The sequence below is a fragment of the Nonomuraea sp. IBHARD001 genome (assembly GCF_056106265.1).
This window is the reverse complement of the sequence record NZ_JBWBBW010000002.1, coordinates 4,923,654-4,939,353: the sequence shown is the minus strand read 5'-3', so window position 1 is coordinate 4,939,353 and position 15,700 is coordinate 4,923,654. Positions and strand designations below refer to the sequence as shown.

Below are 15,700 nucleotides of genomic sequence, written 5' to 3'. Positions count from 1 at the left end.
AAGACTGATATGCCTGCCGCCTCGATATCGAAAAGGCTATGACAGCAGGTCGCGGCCACGACGGTCGCGACGCCGCCAACCGGAAAAATAGAATGGCCCGCGTGTCGATCCGAGGCATCGCCCGTTCGACCTATGGGCGAGTCACGACAACGAGGAGCGAACACCATGAAGTACATGCTGATCATGCGGGCCACCGACGAGGCCTACGCGAAGATGGGCGAGATCGACTTCAACGAGATCATCGACACCATGGGCAGGTTCAACGACGAACTCATCCGCGCCGGTGTGCTGGTCGCGGCCGAGGGGCTCGACGACGCGGCCGAAGGCGTGGTCGTCGACCACTCCAGCGAGCCGCCCCTGGCCACCGACGGCCCGTACGGCGAGACCAAGGAGCTGTTCGGCGGCTTCTACATCCTCAACGTCGCCTCCAAGGAGGAGGCCGTCGAGTGGGCCAAGCGCCTGCCGGGCGCCGGGACCGGGTTCAAGACCGAGATCCGCAGGGTCACCTCGATCGACGAGTTCCCGCAGAACAACGAGTGGATCCAGAAGGAGCGCGCGTGGCGCGAGGCGACCGGGCAGCTCTGAGCGGAACGGCAGGCCATGGCCGACCCGACGGGCCGTGAGGCCGTGGCCGCCGTGTGGCGGATCGAGTCGGCGCGCATCGTCGGCGCGCTGGCCCGCTACACCGGCGACTTCGCGCTGGCCGAGGACCTGGCCCAGGAGGCGCTGGCCGAGGCGCTGGTGACCTGGCCGCGCGACGGCGTGCCGCGCAACCCCGCCGGATGGCTGCTCACCGTCGGCAGGCGTCGTGCGATCGACGCCTTCAGACGGCGCTCGGCCCTGGACGACAGATACGCCGCCCTCGCCCGCGACCTGGGCGAAGGCGGCGCCCTGGCGGGCGGGGAGGCGGCGCGCGGCGGCGACGAGGTGCTCTGGGACCCCGACCAGATCGACGACGACGTGCTCGCGCTGATGTTCGTCGCCTGCCATCCCGTGCTGTCGCGCGAGGCGAGGGTGGCGCTGACCCTGCGCGTGATCGGCGGCCTGACCAGCGACGAGATCGCCAAGGCGTTCCTGGTGCCGACCGCGACCGTCCAGGCGCGCATCACCAGGGCGAAGAAGACGCTCGGCGCGGCCAGGGTGGCGTTCGCGACGCCTTCGGCCGACGAGCGGTCCGAACGGCTCGGCTCGGTGCTGAACGTGATCTACCTGATCTTCACCGAGGGATCGTCCGCCAGTTCGGGCGATCACCTGATCCGCTTCGACCTCGCGGGCGAGGCGGCCAGGCTGGCCAGGGTGCTGGCCCGGCTGGTGCCCGAGCAGCCGGAGGTGCACGGCCTGCTGGCCCTGCTGGAGCTGACCGCCGCGCGCTTTCCCGCCCGTACCTCGCCGACCGGCGAGCCGGTCCTGCTGGAGCACCAGGATCGGCGCCGGTGGGACCATGCCGCGATCGGCCGGGGCAAGGCCGCACTCGCCCGTGCGGCGAAGGCGGGCAGGGGCCTCGGCTTCTACGGCCTGCAGGCGGCGATCGCCGAGTGCCATGCCGACGCGCCCTCGGTCGAGGCGACGCGCTGGGATCGGGTCGTGCTGCTGTACGAGGCGATCGGCAGGCTGGCGCCGTCGCCCGTGGTCGAGCTCAACCGGGCGGTGGCGCTGTCGATGGCCAAGGGGCCCGCCGACGCGCTGGCCGTCGTCGACGGGCTGGTCGCCTCCGGCGCGCTCGCGGCCTCGCACCTGCTGCCCGCCGTACGGGGTGAGTTGCTGACCAGGCTCGGCCGCGACGCCGAGGCCCGCACCGAACTGCGCGAGGCCGTACGGCTGTGCGCCAACACGCGCGAGCGGGCCGTACTGGAGAACAAGCTGGAGGCGCTGGGCGACGGCCTCACGGGGTGAGCGCGCGGCGCACCGAGGCGATGAGCGCGTCGCCCGCCTCGATGGCGGCGCGCTTGCCCGTCACGGGGTCGGTGCCGGGCGCCTGGGCGAGCACGACGCCGAGCACGAGACGGGCGCGCCCGCCCAGTCGCGTGTTGATCGCCCACATCAGGTTGCCGCCCGCCGCCGTGCCGGACCCGGTCTTGATGCCGACCACGCCCTGCGAGCCGAGCAGCGTGTTGGTGTTGGGCAGCACACGCGAGTCGCCGGGCACGGCCGTCTCGGTGCTGGCGACGATCTGGCGGAACACCGTGTCGCGCATGACCTTCCTGGCCAGCTTGAGCTGGTCGGCGGCCGTGCTGACGGTGGAGTCCTCGTTGCCGCTGGCGCCGGTGTAGCGCGTGCTGGTCATGCCGAGCGCGACGGCGGCGGCGTTCATCTTCGCCACGAACGCCTCCTGCGAGCCCGCGTCCCATCGGGCCAGCAGCCGGGCGATGTTGTTGCCCGAGGGGATCATCATGAGTTCGAGCAGCGCGCGCTGCGACAGCCGCTGCCCCGCGCGCACCGGGGCGCTGGACTCGCTCGGCGACAGCGACTCCTCGGCCGCCGCCGCGTCGACCGTGATGAGCGGGCCCTGCGCGCCCGGCTTGAGCGGATGGCCGGACAGGATCACATAGGCGGTCATGACCTTGGTGACACTGGCGATCGGCACCGGTCGCAGGATGCCGCCGTCGTCGAGGCCGCTGACCCCGAGTCCGCCGACCCCGACCACCTCGACGGCCGCCTGGCCCTCGTCGGGCCAGTCCAGGTCAGGGCCGTCGCCGTGCGCGACGCCGAGACATCCGGACAGGCTCGCCACGGCCAGGGCGGCGGCGCTCACGCGCAGGGCGGGGGCGAGGGCGCGGTGGGTGAAGCGCATGGGTACGGCACCTCCACAGGTGGTCCATCGCGCCGGGACCGGCGCTCACCCGTCACTGTGGGCGTCGGGGGTGTCCGCATCGCGGGCGGCGTGTCTTGGCCGCCGCTCGGGTGTGCATCCGTTCGGTATCAACCGGCTGGGAGCCTGCTCCCCCTCGCGCGAGTCCAAGGGCGATCGGGTCCCGCGACCTTCGGCTGCGCGGGGATCGGTCGTGCGCAGGAGGTGGGCGGGGGCGCCTGCGCGAAGGATGAAGAGCCATGAGATTGCGAAATTTCCTGACCTTGGGGCTGGTGGCGGGCCTGACCCTGACCCCGCTCACGGCCGCCTCCGGCGCGCCCTCGGCCCGGCCGGACGCCACCATCCGCTACACCGCGTACGGCATCCCGCACATCACCGCCGCCACCCTGGAGCAGGTCGCGTTCGGCCAGGGATACGCCCAGGCGCGAGACAACCTGTGCGCGATGGCCGAGACGTACCTCAGCGCCAGGGGCGAGCGTTCGCGTGCCTTCGGGGCCGGGGTGGCGCCGCGTGCGGGGTTCGGCGTGGGGGCGGCGACCAATCTGGAGCACGACCTGTTCGTCCGCAGTCGCATCGCCGACGGGCGGCTGCGGCGACTGGTCGAGCAGGGGGCGCCCCACGGGCCTGGCGACGCGGTGCGCGGTGCGGCGCGCGGGTTCGCCGACGGGTTCAACAAGCGGCTCAAGCAGGGCCGGGTGACCGACCCGGCGTGCCGCGGCGCCTCCTGGCTGCGGCCGATCACCGAGCTGGACGTGTTCGGCGCGCTCTACCAGTTCATGTACACGATCTCGGGCGAAGGCGCCCTGCAGTCGGGCGGCTTCACCGCGCCGCGCGGCGGCAGCAACGCGATCGCCCTGGGCTCGCGCGCCTCCCGTGACGCCAAGGGCGTGCTGCTCGGCGCCCCGCACCTGTCGTGGGCCGGGCAGTACCGCTTCTGGCAGTCGCATCTGCGCGTGCCCGGCCTCATGGACGTCGGCGGCGCCACGGTGATCGGGCTGCCGCTGGTCCTCATCGGGTACACGCCGTCCGTCGCCTGGACGCACACCATCTCGACCGCCAAGCCGTTCGCCCTGGTCAAGCTGAAGCCGTCCGGGCCCGACGGGTACCTCGTCGACGGCGTCGCCACCCCCATGGCCGTCCGGCAGGTCGCCGTGGACCTCGGCGGCGGCCGTACCGAGGTCCGCACGCTGCGCTCGACCGGGTTCGGTGACGTGCTCACGCTCGGCGACGACCTCTACGCCGTCGCCAGCGCGACCACCGGCAACCTGCGCATGCTCGACACCTCCTACGGCTTCGCCCGCGCCGCCGACACCGGCGATCTGCTCGGCGTGCTGCGCGCGGGGCAGAGCGCGATCGGCAACACGGTCGCGGCCGACTCCAAGGGCACGGCGCTGCACGCCGACATCAAGGGCGTGCCGAACGCCGCCGACGCCTGCGTCCTGGACATGGTGGGCGGGATCGCCGTGCTCGACGGCTCCAAGGCGGCGTGCGCGCCGGGCCGCGACCCCGGCGCCCTTGTGCCCGGCACGATCGCACCGGCCAGGCTGCCGGTGATCGAGAGCCGCGACCACGTCCTCAACGCCAACGACAGCCACTGGCTGAGCGACCCCGGCCACCCGCTCACCGGCCTGCCCCGCATCACGGGCGACGGCGCCACACCGCGCAGCCTGCGGACCAGGTCCGGCCTGCTCGACCTGGCGGCGGCCCTGCGGCGCGGACCGCTGGACGCGGCGGCGCTGTGGCGGCTCAACGCCTCACACCGTTCGCATGCCGGGGAACTGGCCGTGGACGGCCTGCTCGGCCTGTGCGGGAGGCTGCCGGGCGGGCGTGCGCCGTCGGCGCGGGGGCCGGTGGACGTCAGGACGGCATGCGGCGTGCTGGCGCGCTGGGACCGGAGCTTCGAGACCGGCAGCAGGGGAGCGCTGCTGTTCGCGCGGTACTGGACGGCGCTCGGCGAGCCCCGCTGGGGCGTGCCCTTCGACCCGGCCGACCCGCTGCGCACCCCGCGTGCCCCCGAGCCCGACGCCCGTGCCCTGGGCGAGGCGGTACGCGCCATGCGCGCGGCGGGGATCGCACTCGACGCCAGGCTGGGCGAGCACCAGTACGTCCTCGGCCGGGCCGGACGGCGTGTGCCCGTGCCGGGCGGCGGGCTGGACGACTCGCTGGGCAACGTGGTCGGCGGCGAGTGGAGCCGCTCGCACTTCATCCCTTCGTCGGGCACCACCTACGTGCAGGCCGTCGCCTTCACCGGGTCGGCCTGCCCGGACGTCAGGACCGTCATGGCCTACTCGCAGGCGGCGGACCCGGCCTCGCCGCACCACGCCGACCAGCTTGGCGTCTACGCGTCAGGCGGCTGGATCAGGCCGTCGCCCTGCGGCGGGGCCGCCGTGGGGGAGCGGGTCGAGCTGAGGCGTGAGCCGCCCCCGAACGAGCGCCGGTAGGCGGCGGGTGTGGTGTGCAGCACGGCGTGGAAGCGGCGGCGCAGATTGGTCGCCGACGACAGGCCCACCCTGAGCGCGATCGCCTCGACGGACAGGTCGGTCTCCTCCAGCAGGGCCTGCGCCGCGGCCACCCGCCTGCCGAGCAGCCAGCGGCCCGGACTGACGCCGAGCTGTCCCGCGAACCTGCGCGCCAGCGTGCGTGGCGAGAGCCCGGCCCGTGCGGCCAGGTCCTGAAGGGTGAGCGGCTCGTGCAGCCGCTCGGCGCTCCAGTCGAGGATCGGCGCGAGCGAGTCGGAGACGGGGGCGGCAGGCGGCGTGCCCGCGTACTGGAGCTGGCCGCCCTCGCGGTGCGGCGGCATCACCATGTGCCTGGCCACCTGGGCGGCATAGGCGGCGCCGTGGTCGGCCCTGGCCAGGTGCAGGCACAGGTCGATCCCGGCGGCCGTGCCCGCACTGGTGGCGACGTCGCCCAGGTCGATGTAGAGCGTGTCCGGCTCGACCTCGACGCCGGGGAAGCGCTCGGCGAACTCGGCGGCGATCCGCCAGTGCGTGGTGGCCCTGCGCCCCTGTAGCAGCCCGGCCTCGGCCAGCAGGAAGGCGCCCGAGCAGATCGCCACGACCCGTGCGCCACGCCGATGCGCCCGCCGGAGGGCGTCGAGCACGGCGGGCGGCGCGCTGTCCTCGCGCCGGTGCCAGCCCGGGATCACCACCGTGCCGGCGTCGTCGAGCGCGTCGAGCCCTCGCGCGACCAGCATGCCGTACCCGGCCGTGGTCGGGACCGCGCCCGGCCGCTCGGCGCACACCTCGAAGCTGTAGCGGCCAGGCAGCCCCGGCCTCGGCGTGCCGAACACCTCGGCCGCGCACGCCAGCTCGAACGGCGACTGCGGCGCCAGGACCAGGGCGACCACCCGATGCGGAGTCATGGCAGAAAAGTACCGCAGGACGTCAATCAAGACACTGGGCCGGTACGGCAGGCGCTCGCGACGATGAGGGCATGACACAGGACTTCACCGATATGCAGATCGTCCAGGTCGACGACGTCGAGGCCGTGGAGGTCGTCCCCGGCATCGTCAGGCGACGCCTGCCCGCCACCGCGTGGGCCAGAGGCTGGATGTACGACTTCGCACCCGGCGCCGAGTGGCCCGAGGACGACGTGCACGACGGCGAGGAGCGTTACTTCGTCCTGTCGGGCGAGTTCCTCGACAGGGGCGAGCGCCTGGGCCCCGGCAGCTACGTCGTCTTCGCACCGGGCAGCACCCACCGCCCGCGCACCGAGACGGGCGCCCGCATGCTCGGCATCAGCATCCTGCCGGGCTGAGTCCCGCACGGGCGACCGAGGCCGGGTGGGAACACGAAGGACTCAGGGACTCGGCCTGCGCAGCAGCAGCATGGCGGCGTCGTCGAGCAGGGGGCCGCCCGCGTGGCCGACCAGGTCGGCCCTGAGGGCGTCGAGGGCCGACTGCGGTTCGCCCGAGCGCAGGAGTTCGGCCCGTTCGGTCAGGGGGTAGAAGCGGCCCTCGTGGTCGCGGGCCTCGATGACGCCGTCGGTGTAGAAGAGGATCTGGTCGCCGGGCGCGAACGGCACCCGATGCGGTCGCGGCGCTTCGGCGCCGAGCCCGGCCAGGCCGAGCGGCAGCCCCTCCTGCGGCGGCTCGGCCAGGCTCGCCCGCGCGTGCCCGCTGAACAGCAGGGGAGCGGGATGGCCGCAGTTCAGCAGCGAGATCTCCTTCTCGTGCACCTCGGCGATGATCGCCGTGACGAACTGCTCGCCGCCCAGGTGCCGCGCCAGGCTCGCCTCCAGCCTGGCGCCCACCCTGCTCAGGTCGGGCTCGTCGTAGGCGGCCTCCCTGAAGGCGCCGAGCACCCAGGCCGCCGTCTCGACCGCCTCAAGGCCCTTGCCCTGGACGTCGCCGATGAGCAGGCGTACCCCTGAGGGCGTGCTCACCACCTCGTACAGGTCGCCGCCGATCTGCGACTCGGCCGCCGCCGAGGTGTAGGACAGGGCGACGAGCAGGCCGCCCGCGCGGCGCGGCACCGGCCGCAGCAGCACCCGCTGGGCCGCCTCGGCCACCCTGCGCACGTCGGCGAGCTCACGCTCCCTGCGCATCCTCAGCCTGCTGGCCACCATGCTGGCGCCGGTGACGCCGACGATGGTGGCGATCGTGATGTTGTTCTGCCAGCTGAACAGCACGTCGTTGTACGCCGCCAGCGGCACGCAGATCGCCAGCGCGACCAGCCCGGCGAACGCCGTGCGCCGCGCGCTGCCCGCGACCGAGGCGAACGTCGGGCCGAGCGTCAGCAGCGACAGGAACCCGAGCGACGGTCCCGTCAGGAAGTCGACGATCGCGACCAGGGTCATCGCGACGAAGGGGAGCATCCGCAGAGCCGACTGCGAGGTCAAGCAGGCCTCCGTGTTGCTCTCGTCCGTCACCACCGGTCGTCGGTAAGAAATACCTCACCATGCAGGCAGACACAACCACAAAACCGGCTTCCTCCGACTTCTCGCAGGTTGACGCCGGGGCTGCCGTAGCCAGATTGGTGAGTTGTCACCTCTTGTGGTGCTTCGAGCCTCTCATCTAAGTTATGCCGCATAACTAAGGTTAGGCTTACCTACAAGAGGCGGGCAGTGAACGCGAAGACAGGCGGGCGTACCGCGAGCTTCACCCTGCGGGACGTCGTGGCCGCCGGTGCGGCGATCGGCATGGCCGACCTCACCGTGCAGAAGGTGGCGGACGCGCTCGGCGTCACCACGGCCGCCGTCTACCGGCACGTGCCGAGCCGGTCGGCCCTGGAGGCGCTCGTCGGCGAGGCCGTGCTCGACGACCTCACGCTCGTCGACCATCCCGGCGAGGAGACCGTGCTCCACCTGGTCGGGTTCGCCGCCCAGCTGCGGAGCTTCGTCCTGGCCAGGCCGGGCATGGCCGGGTACCTGCAGCGGCTGTTCCCGCGCGGGCCTTCGGGGGTCAGGCTGCTCGAAGCGCAGATCGCGGCACTCGGCAGACGCGGGTACGACCCGGCCGCCGCCACCGTGCTGAGCTCGTCCGTCGCCACCGTCGCACTCGGGATCGCCGCCGCCGAGGAGGCGCGTGCCGCCCGCGACCGCGTCGACCCGCAGGGCGCCGACGAGGCCGTCGGCGCGGCGCTGGCCGCCATGGCGGGCTCGGAGCCGCTGCGGGCCGCGCTCGGCGACATCCCCGGGCACACGCCGGACGACTACTTCGTGCTGCTGCTGACCGCCGCGGCCGACGGCCTCGTCACCCACCTGCCGCCGGGACGCCCGGTCGCCTCGCTGACCCTGCGCCGCCCCGCGGCCATGAGCTCCACCACCGGTACGACAGCTGTGACAGGCACGACAGGAGAGCAGCACTGATGGCTCGGGGATACGCCGGGGCGATGATGAAGACCTTCGGGGCGCGCGAGCACACGCTCAGCGTCATCGCGGTCGAGGATCTCACCCCGCACTACCGCCGCATCACCTTCGACGCCCCCACCCTCTTCGACGGCCAGTCGTTCGACCCCGCGGCCTGGGTCAGGCTCTGGGCGCCCGACCAGGTCAAGGCCGGACGCGAGCACCAGCGCGGCTACACGCTCGTCGACCCCGACCCGATCACCCGCACGGTGAGCCTGGAGTTCCTGCTGCACGACCCGGCGGGCCCGGCGAGCGCGTGGGCGGCGGGCGCGGGGCCCGGCGACACGATCCAGGTGACGCGCTGGGCCTCCGGGCACTTCACCGCGCCGCAACCGGCCCCCGCCGGGTACCTGCTGGTCGGCGACGCCGCCTCCGTGCCCGGGATCAACGCGATCCTGGCCGCGCTGCCGCCCGAGACGCCGGTCGAGGTCGTCCTGCAGTCCTTCCACGAGGAGGACCTGCTGATCCCGATCACCTCGCATCCCCGCAGCACGCTCACCTGGCTGCCGGTCGAGGCCGATCCCGCCGCGACCGCCAGGGCGATCGATGGGCGCGACTGGTCCGACTGGTACGCCTGGGTCACCTCCGAGTCGGCCGCGACCAAGCAGGTCCAGGCCAGGCTCAAGGAGCTCGGCTTCCCCAAGACCGACGTCAAGGCCCGCGCGTACTGGATCAAGGGCCAGGCCATGGGCGCCGACCGCGACCGCCCGGCCACCGAGACCACGGCGCCCGTACCAGCCCCATCCCAGGCGAAGCAGGGAGAATGGCGCTCGCGCGCCGGAGCGCGCCTGATGGCGCCGCTGCGCCCCAAGCTCATTCTCGCCGGGGTCTTCCAGGCCCTGGTCAGCCTGCTGCAGCTGGCGCCCTTCCTGGTGCTGGTGGAGCTGTGCCGCAGGCTGCTGGCCGCAGGGGCGGCGGCCGAGGGGCTGGCCGGGCTCGGGACGCTCGCCCTGGTGCTGCTCGGGCTGGGCGCGACGGCGGCGGGCGGCCTCGTGGTCGCCATGCACGTGCTGGACGCGCGTTTCGGACAACAGGTACGCGCCAGGGTGGTCGGCAAGATCTCGCGCCTGCCGCTGGGCTGGTTCACCGCCCGCAGCTCGGGCGCGGTCAAGCAGGCCGTGCAGGACGACGCCGCCAGCGTGCACTACCTGGTGACGCATGCCGTGCTCGACGTGGTGGCCGCGCTGGTCGCGCCGCTGGCCGTGCTCGGGTACCTGTTCTCGGTCTCGGCCGCGCTGACCGTGGTGCTGCTGGTGCCGCTGGTGGTGTTCGCGGTGCTGACCGCCAGGATGGTGCAGTCGTCGACGGCGGCGCTGGCCGAGTTCACCACGTGGGAGACGCGGGTCGCCTCCGAGGCGGTCGCCTACCTGGACGCCCTCGCGGTCGTCCGGGCCTACGACGCGGGGCCGGTCGGCGGGTTCCGGGCCACCCTGGCCGAGCGGGCGCGCTTCCTGGACAGCTGGCAGCGCCCGCTGACCGGGCGCAAGACGCTCGTCGACCTGGTCACCAGGCCGCTCACCACCCTGCTGCTCATCATCGTCGCGGGAGGCGCACTGCTGGCGGGCGGCGTGCTCGGCGCCGCCGACCTGCTGCCGTTCCTGCTGCTCGGCGTGACGTTCGGCGCGCAACTGCTGGCCGCCGCCTACGGGCTCGGCTCGGTACGGGAGGCCCAGGCCGCCGCCCAGCGCATCGGCCTGCTGCTGGCCGAGCCCGAGCTGCCCGAGCCGGAGCGGCCGCACGCCCTGCCCGGCGGCGAGCGCGGCCGTAAGGTGGCCTTCCGTGAGGTGTCCTTCGGCTACGACGCCAGGCACACGGTCCTTTCGGGCATCGACCTGGAGCTGGCGCCGGGCACGCTCACCGCGCTCGTCGGCCCGAGCGGCGCGGGCAAGTCGACGCTCGCCGCCCTGCTGGCCCGCTTCCACGACGTCACCGAAGGCGCCATCACCCTCGACGGCGTCGACCTGCGCGACCTGCCGCTGACCGAGCTGTACCGGCACGTCGGGTTCGTCTTCCAGGACGTCTCGCTCGTGCGGGCCAGCGTGCACGACAACATCGCCCTGGCCAGACCGGAGGCCACCCGGCAGGAGGTGGAACGGGCGGCGAAGGCGGCCCAGATCCACGAGCGCATCACCCGGCTGAGCGACGGCTACGACACCCTGCTGGGCGAAGGGGCCAGGCTGTCGGGCGGAGAGGCGCAACGGCTGACGATCGCCAGGGCGCTGCTGGCCGACGCGCCCGTCCTCGTGCTGGACGAGGCGACGGCCTTCGCCGACCCCGAGTCCGAAGACCGCGTGCAGCAGGCGCTCAGCACCCTGACCGAGGGCCGCACGGTCCTGGTCATCGCCCACCGCCTGCACACGGTCGCCGGAGCCGACGCCATCGTCGTGCTCGACGGCGGGCGCATCGTGCAGCGCGGCACGCACACCGGCCTGCTGGCCGTACCGGGCCTCTATCGCGAGCTGTGGAGCGCCTCCCAGCTCATCACCACCCAGGAGACGCGGGCATGATCGCGCAGACACTTCGGCTGGTCGACGACCGGCGGGCCGTCACCAGGTACGTGAGCCTGCTGGCGCTCAGCGCCGTGCTCAGGGCGGGTGCGGTGCTCAGCCTGGTCCCCCTGCTCGGCTCGCTGCTGTCGGACTCGCCAGGAGACGCGCTGGTCTGGATCGGCGTCCTGGCCGTGCTGGTGGCGGCCGGGTGGGTCGCCGACCACGCGGTGGCGGGCGCCGGGTTCACGATCGGGTTCGCACTGCTGTCCAGCATGGAGGGGCGGGTCGTCGACCGGCTGCAGCGCATCGCGCTCGGCTGGTTCACCGCCGATCGCAGGGCCGACGGGCAGCGGGCGCTGACCTCCTCGGGCCGTGAGCTGTGCCAGGGCATCGGCTACCTGATCACGCCCGCGGCCAACGCGCTCACCACGCCCGCGCTGATCGGCGCCGGGCTGCTGGTCGTCGCCTGGCCGCTGGGGCTCGTCGCGCTGGCCGCCGTGCCCGTGCTGATGGCTACCCTCTGGGCGAGCGCGCGTTTCCTGCGCGCCGCCGACGACTCCTACGCCGAGGCGTCGGCCGAGGCCGGTCGGCGCATCATCGAACTGGCCCAGGCGCAGCCCGCACTGCGCGCCGCGGGCAGGGCCGGCACGCCGGACTCGGCTGTGGGCCGGGCGCTGGAGCGCCAGCGCGCCGCGACCCTGCGCCTGGTCGGGTACGGCCTGCCCGGGCAGGTGATGTTCGGCGTCGTCACCCAGGTGGTGCTGCTGGCGCTGGCCGCGACCGCCGTCGTGCTCGGCGTCGAGGGCGCGCTGGCGGGCGCCGAGGTCGTCGCGCTCGTCATCGTCGCCGTGCGGCTGGTCGAGCCGTTCGTCACCCTGGCCGAGCTGTTCCCCGCCGTGCAGGCCATGCGCGGCACGCTCGGCCGGGTGCACGCGATGCTCGACGCCCCGATCCTCGCGCCGCCGCAGGCCGAGGTCGTGCCCGACCCGGCCGCGCCCGCGCTCGAACTGGACGACGTGCACTTCGGCTACGAACCGGGCACAGAGACGCTGGCCGGGGTGTCCTTCGTCGTGGAGCGCGGCACCACGACCGCCGTCGTGGGCCCGTCGGGCGCGGGCAAGAGCACCCTGCTCGCCCTCATCGCGCGCTTCCACGAGGTGGGCTCGGGCGCCGTCCGCGTGGCCGGGCACGACGTGCGCGCCTACGACCCGCCCCAGCTCATGAACGGCCTCGGCATCGTCTTCCAGGACGTCTACCTCTTCGACGCCAGCCTTCGCGAGAACGTACGGCTGGGCGACCCGGCGGCGAGCGCCGAGGCCGTCGAGAAGGCGGCAGCGGCGGCCAGACTGGACGAGGTCGTCGAACGCCTGCCCGACGGCTGGGACACCAAGGTCGGCGAACGCGGCGCGGCCCTGTCGGGCGGCGAGCGCCAGCGCGTCAGCATCGCACGCGCCCTGCTCAAGGACGCGCCCCTGCTGCTGCTCGACGAGGCCACGGCCGCACTGGACGCCGCCAACGAGCGGGCCGTCGTCGGCGCGCTCGAACTCGGCGGCGACCGGCGTGCCACCCTGGTCATCGCCCACCGGCTCAGCACGATCGCCAGGGCCGACCAGGTCGTCTTCCTCGAGGAGGGCCGGGTCGTGGAGATCGGCACGCCCGCCGAACTCCTGGCCGCGCAGGGCCGCTTCGCCGCGTACTGGAACAGGCGCGAGCAGGCCGCGGGGTGGCAGCTGAGCACCACGTCCGCGACCTAGGACCGCCTCAGCCGGACAGTGCCCGCGCCAGGGCGCTGTCCTGCCCGGCCACGACCGGCGAGGTGAGGAAGACCGGCGACTGGGCCATGAACCTGGGCGTGGCGCCCCGATGCTCGTCGGCGGCGTGCACGGTCAGCGGATGCACCAGGTACACATCGCCCGGCCGGCCCGTCGCAAGGGCCAGCGGCCGGTGCGCACTGGCCTCGTCCAGCAGCGGCCCCGCGACGAACGGATCGAGCACCTGGTCGCCGAGCACCTTGACGGCGTCGCGCTGCGAGCCGACCCGGATACGCGTCGGCGCGTCGTCCGGCCCGACATCCGACATCAGGGTGAGCACGAGCAGCGTCTCGGGCCTGGCCGAAACCGCCCACGAGCCGCCCTCCTGCGCCACACAGGCATCGACGTGCCACCCCCTGTCCTCGGCGGGCGGCTGACGGGGGAACCTGATCGGCATGTTGCCGAGCGCCCCCCTCGGCGCCCATCCACCGGGCCCGGCGACGGCGTCGAGCGCCTCCCGCAGCGGCTCACTGGCGAGCAATGCGCGAAAGGGCCCCTGCCCCGTCATGTCGGCCGTCCACACCACGGCCTGCGTCCAGCCTTCGGGTTCGTCCGGCGACAGCCCGATCTGCCGCCACAACACCTCACGCGCCGCGTCGGCGACCTCGCGGGGCACGGACTCCTCCACCTTGACGAAACCGTCCCTGACGAAGGCGTCGACATCGATGTTCTGCATGTCCTCCACGCTAACGACCCTGTCCACGCGTTTTCCCGCCTGCCGGGACGCATAAGATCGCCTCCGTGTCCTTGCTGGCCGAGTGTGTGATCGGGCTGGTCGCCGGGTTGGTGATCTCGGTGTTCACCACGCCGGTCGGCGTGTCGGGCGCGGTGTTCCTGCTGCCGGTGCAGATGAGCGTGCTGGCGGTGCCGAGCCCGGCGGTGACGCCGACGAACCTGCTGTTCAATGTGGTGTCGGGTCCGGGCGCGCTGCTGAGGTATCGGCGGCACGGGCAGCTGCTGGGACCGCTGACCAGGCAGCTCGTGCTGGGCACGCTGCCGGGTGTGGTGATCGGCGCGGTCGTGCGGGTGTTCGTGGTGCCGGGGCCGCACGTGTTCCGGCTGCTGGTGGCGGCGTTGCTGCTGCCGCTCGGCGTGTGGTTGTGCCTGCGCACGCTGCGACCGGGCGCCCGGAGCAAGGGTGGGGCCAGGACGCCGGGCCCGCGCGTGGTGAGCGCGCTGGCGCTGGCGGTGGGTGTCGTGGGCGGTGTGTACGGCATCGGCGGCGGGTCGATCCTGGGGCCGATCCTCGTCGGGTGGGGCATGTCGGTCGCGGTGGTGGCGCCCGCGGCGCTGGCCTCGACGTTCCTGACCTCGCTCGCGGGCGCCCTCACCTACGGCGTGCTGTCGCTCACCACGCCGGGCGACATCGCGCCCGAGTGGTTGCTGGGCCTGAGCTGCGGCCTCGGTGGCCTGGCGGGCGGCTACGTCGGCGCCAGGCTGCAGCCGCGCATGCCCGAGACCGCGTTGCGCCTGCTGCTGGGCGTGCTGGCGGTGGCGCTGGCCCTGTCCTACCTCTGGCAGTCGCTGCCCGGCGCCCTGGCCACCGGTCAGGCACAGGACTTCTCGCGGACCGAGCAGATCTTCGCCTCGGGGTAGCGCGCCGAAGGCCCGTCGAGCAGCGGCGGCCGCCGCCCGCGCAGGTGCCTGTCGAGGAAGGCCAGGACATAGGCCCTGGTGATCTCCATCGCCCGTGCCCCCTTGGTGCTGGCCTCAAGGGGCAGGCCGAGCTGGTCGGCCAGCAGGACCTGGACGTCGGTGAACGACGCGTGGTGCGTGCCCGCCACCACGATCCAGCGCTTCCAGCCGGTCAGGCGCTTCCAGTCGGCCTCCCAGGAGGTGTCGCGCCCGCCGGGACTGTGCCCGTCCTGCGTGCCCAGCAGCAGGAACGGCCGGGCCAGGCCGCGCGGCGTGATGGTGGCGTAGCTGGTGCCGTCCATGTTGACCCCGGCCAGGAACCGCCTGTCCTTCAGCATGGCCGCCAGCGCGCTCGCCCCGCCGAGCGAGTGCCCCGCCATCGCCACCTTCGACGGATCGATGAGCGAGGCCCCCTTCCACACCGAGGGGGAGCGGGTCAGCCGATCGACGACGAACGAGGCGTCGGCCGCCCTGATCGCGACCGTCCTGGCGCCGAACCCCGGGTCGGAGTCGCTCTCGCACGCGATGCAGGTGGCCACCCGGCCGTCGGGGAAGGTGGTGGCGTAGCTCTCGTAGGTGTGGTCGATCGCGGCCACCGCGTACCCATGGCCGGCCAGCTCCTCGGCCAGGCCGGACAGCGTGGCACGCGGCTTGTTGCCGCCCGGCGAGAGCACCACCAGCGGCAGCGTGCGCGCCTGGCCCGCCGCGGGCGCGTCGACGAAGGCGTTGGTGCGCGTCCTGCTCAGCACGTCGTAGGGCAGGGTGCTCACCCGGTTGCCCTTCAGGTGCAGCTCCGACTCCTTGGCCGTCAGGTACGGCAGCCGCCGCCCCGTTCGCGCCTCGGTCGGGTACCACAGCGTCACCATGAGCTCCCTGGCGGGCGAGGACGCCACCCAAGGGTCACGCCGCGAGGCGTCCTTCAGATACAGCACCGTGGCGCCGACGCGATGCGGCCCCGTCGGCGCGGGCAGGTAGGGCGCGGGCGACGCGGCGGCGGCCGACGGCGCGACCGGCGAACAGCCCGAGACCGACGCCACGAGCAGCAGGGCGGCGCAGGCGACCCCTCGACGTCCGGACACGAAACGCATGACCTCATCCCTTCTTCG

13 protein-coding genes are annotated in these 15,700 nt (G+C 73.4%); 8 read left to right on the top strand and 5 right to left on the bottom strand.

The genetic code is table 11. The features are described from left to right. The first annotated feature begins 165 nt into the window (after nucleotides 1–165). Together ACTWNK_RS24545 and ACTWNK_RS24540 are read left to right on the top strand one after the other, a co-directional pair. Nucleotides 166–585, top strand: coding sequence for a YciI family protein (locus ACTWNK_RS24545; protein ID WP_474306843.1), 420 nt, complete (start codon nucleotides 166–168; stop codon nucleotides 583–585). A 15-nt stretch (nucleotides 586–600) separates the two neighbouring features. Then, nucleotides 601–1,893 carry an RNA polymerase sigma factor gene (locus tag ACTWNK_RS24540; RefSeq protein ID WP_474306842.1) on the top strand — a complete coding sequence of 431 codons (1,293 nt, stop codon included), beginning with the start codon at nucleotides 601–603 and terminating at the stop codon, nucleotides 1,891–1,893. Here the strand turns inward: ACTWNK_RS24540 and ACTWNK_RS24535 are convergent. Continuing rightward, on the bottom strand, nucleotides 1,883–2,791 hold the full coding sequence (locus tag ACTWNK_RS24535) for a D-alanyl-D-alanine carboxypeptidase family protein (protein WP_474306841.1): 909 nt from the start codon (nucleotides 2,789–2,791) through the stop codon (nucleotides 1,883–1,885). The two genes, ACTWNK_RS24540 and ACTWNK_RS24535, sit on opposite strands and share 11 nt — an antisense overlap. A 257-nt stretch (nucleotides 2,792–3,048) precedes the next feature. On the opposite strand from ACTWNK_RS24535, the gene ACTWNK_RS24530 reads away from it, so the two are divergent. Continuing rightward, nucleotides 3,049–5,250, top strand: a complete 2,202-nt coding sequence (locus ACTWNK_RS24530; protein WP_474306840.1) for a penicillin acylase family protein — start codon at nucleotides 3,049–3,051, stop codon at nucleotides 5,248–5,250. Here ACTWNK_RS24530 and ACTWNK_RS24525 read toward each other — a convergent pair. Further along, nucleotides 5,148–6,173, bottom strand: a complete 1,026-nt coding sequence (locus ACTWNK_RS24525; RefSeq protein ID WP_474306838.1) for a helix-turn-helix domain-containing protein — start codon at nucleotides 6,171–6,173, stop codon at nucleotides 5,148–5,150. The two genes, ACTWNK_RS24530 and ACTWNK_RS24525, sit on opposite strands and share 103 nt — an antisense overlap. A 71-nt stretch (nucleotides 6,174–6,244) precedes the next feature. Between ACTWNK_RS24525 and ACTWNK_RS24520 the strand changes: the two genes are divergently transcribed. Further along, nucleotides 6,245–6,568 carry a cupin domain-containing protein gene (locus ACTWNK_RS24520; protein ID WP_474306837.1) on the top strand — a complete coding sequence of 108 codons (324 nt, stop codon included), beginning with the start codon at nucleotides 6,245–6,247 and terminating at the stop codon, nucleotides 6,566–6,568. Nucleotides 6,569–6,610: 42 nt separating this feature from the next. On the opposite strand, the gene ACTWNK_RS24515 is transcribed toward ACTWNK_RS24520, so the two are convergent. After that, complete coding sequence (locus ACTWNK_RS24515) at nucleotides 6,611–7,651, bottom strand: PP2C family protein-serine/threonine phosphatase (protein WP_474306836.1); 1,041 nt, start codon at nucleotides 7,649–7,651, stop codon at nucleotides 6,611–6,613. A 225-nt stretch (nucleotides 7,652–7,876) separates the two neighbouring features. On the opposite strand from ACTWNK_RS24515, the gene ACTWNK_RS24510 reads away from it, so the two are divergent. From ACTWNK_RS24510 to ACTWNK_RS24500, 3 genes are read left to right on the top strand one after another with little or no spacing between them, the layout of a single operon-like run. After that, a complete protein-coding gene (locus ACTWNK_RS24510) occupies nucleotides 7,877–8,620 on the top strand; it encodes a TetR/AcrR family transcriptional regulator (RefSeq protein WP_474306835.1) in 744 nt (247 codons plus the stop codon). Then, nucleotides 8,620–11,166: an ABC transporter ATP-binding protein/permease gene (locus ACTWNK_RS24505; RefSeq protein ID WP_474306834.1), complete on the top strand. Its 2,547-nt coding sequence runs from the start codon at nucleotides 8,620–8,622 to the stop codon at nucleotides 11,164–11,166. Before ACTWNK_RS24510 ends, ACTWNK_RS24505 begins: the two co-directional genes overlap by 1 nt. After that, nucleotides 11,163–12,902: an ABC transporter ATP-binding protein gene (locus ACTWNK_RS24500; protein ID WP_474306832.1), complete on the top strand. Its 1,740-nt coding sequence runs from the start codon at nucleotides 11,163–11,165 to the stop codon at nucleotides 12,900–12,902. Before ACTWNK_RS24505 ends, ACTWNK_RS24500 begins: the two co-directional genes overlap by 4 nt. A 7-nt stretch (nucleotides 12,903–12,909) precedes the next feature. On the opposite strand, the gene ACTWNK_RS24495 is transcribed toward ACTWNK_RS24500, so the two are convergent. Further along, a complete protein-coding gene (locus ACTWNK_RS24495; protein WP_474306831.1) occupies nucleotides 12,910–13,635 on the bottom strand; it encodes a phytanoyl-CoA dioxygenase family protein in 726 nt (241 codons plus the stop codon). 65 nt (nucleotides 13,636–13,700) lie between these two features. Between ACTWNK_RS24495 and ACTWNK_RS24490 the strand changes: the two genes are divergently transcribed. Further along, complete coding sequence (locus ACTWNK_RS24490; RefSeq protein ID WP_474306830.1) at nucleotides 13,701–14,555, top strand: sulfite exporter TauE/SafE family protein; 855 nt, start codon at nucleotides 13,701–13,703, stop codon at nucleotides 14,553–14,555. Here the strand turns inward: ACTWNK_RS24490 and ACTWNK_RS24485 are convergent. Beyond that, entirely contained in the window at nucleotides 14,507–15,682 is a 1,176-nt protein-coding gene (locus ACTWNK_RS24485) for an alpha/beta hydrolase family protein (protein WP_474306829.1), read from the bottom strand. The genes ACTWNK_RS24490 and ACTWNK_RS24485 overlap by 49 nt on opposite strands. Nucleotides 15,683–15,700 lie beyond the last annotated feature (18 nt).

Bases quoted from the DNA above. Each gene is read 5' to 3' on its own strand.
- ACTWNK_RS24545 (WP_474306843.1), top strand. From the start codon at position 166: ATGAAGTACATGCTGATCATGCGGGCCACCGACGAGGCCTACGCGAAG.
- ACTWNK_RS24540 (WP_474306842.1), top strand. From the start codon at position 601: ATGGCCGACCCGACGGGCCGTGAGGCCGTGGCCGCCGTGTGGCGGATC.
- ACTWNK_RS24535 (WP_474306841.1), bottom strand. From the start codon at position 2,791: ATGCGCTTCACCCACCGCGCCCTCGCCCCCGCCCTGCGCGTGAGCGCC.
- ACTWNK_RS24530 (WP_474306840.1), top strand. From the start codon at position 3,049: ATGAGATTGCGAAATTTCCTGACCTTGGGGCTGGTGGCGGGCCTGACC.
- ACTWNK_RS24525 (WP_474306838.1), bottom strand. From the start codon at position 6,173: ATGACTCCGCATCGGGTGGTCGCCCTGGTCCTGGCGCCGCAGTCGCCG.
- ACTWNK_RS24520 (WP_474306837.1), top strand. From the start codon at position 6,245: ATGACACAGGACTTCACCGATATGCAGATCGTCCAGGTCGACGACGTC.
- ACTWNK_RS24505 (WP_474306834.1), top strand. From the start codon at position 8,620: ATGGCTCGGGGATACGCCGGGGCGATGATGAAGACCTTCGGGGCGCGC.
- ACTWNK_RS24500 (WP_474306832.1), top strand. From the start codon at position 11,163: ATGATCGCGCAGACACTTCGGCTGGTCGACGACCGGCGGGCCGTCACC.
- ACTWNK_RS24495 (WP_474306831.1), bottom strand. From the start codon at position 13,635: ATGCAGAACATCGATGTCGACGCCTTCGTCAGGGACGGTTTCGTCAAG.
- ACTWNK_RS24485 (WP_474306829.1), bottom strand. From the start codon at position 15,682: ATGCGTTTCGTGTCCGGACGTCGAGGGGTCGCCTGCGCCGCCCTGCTG.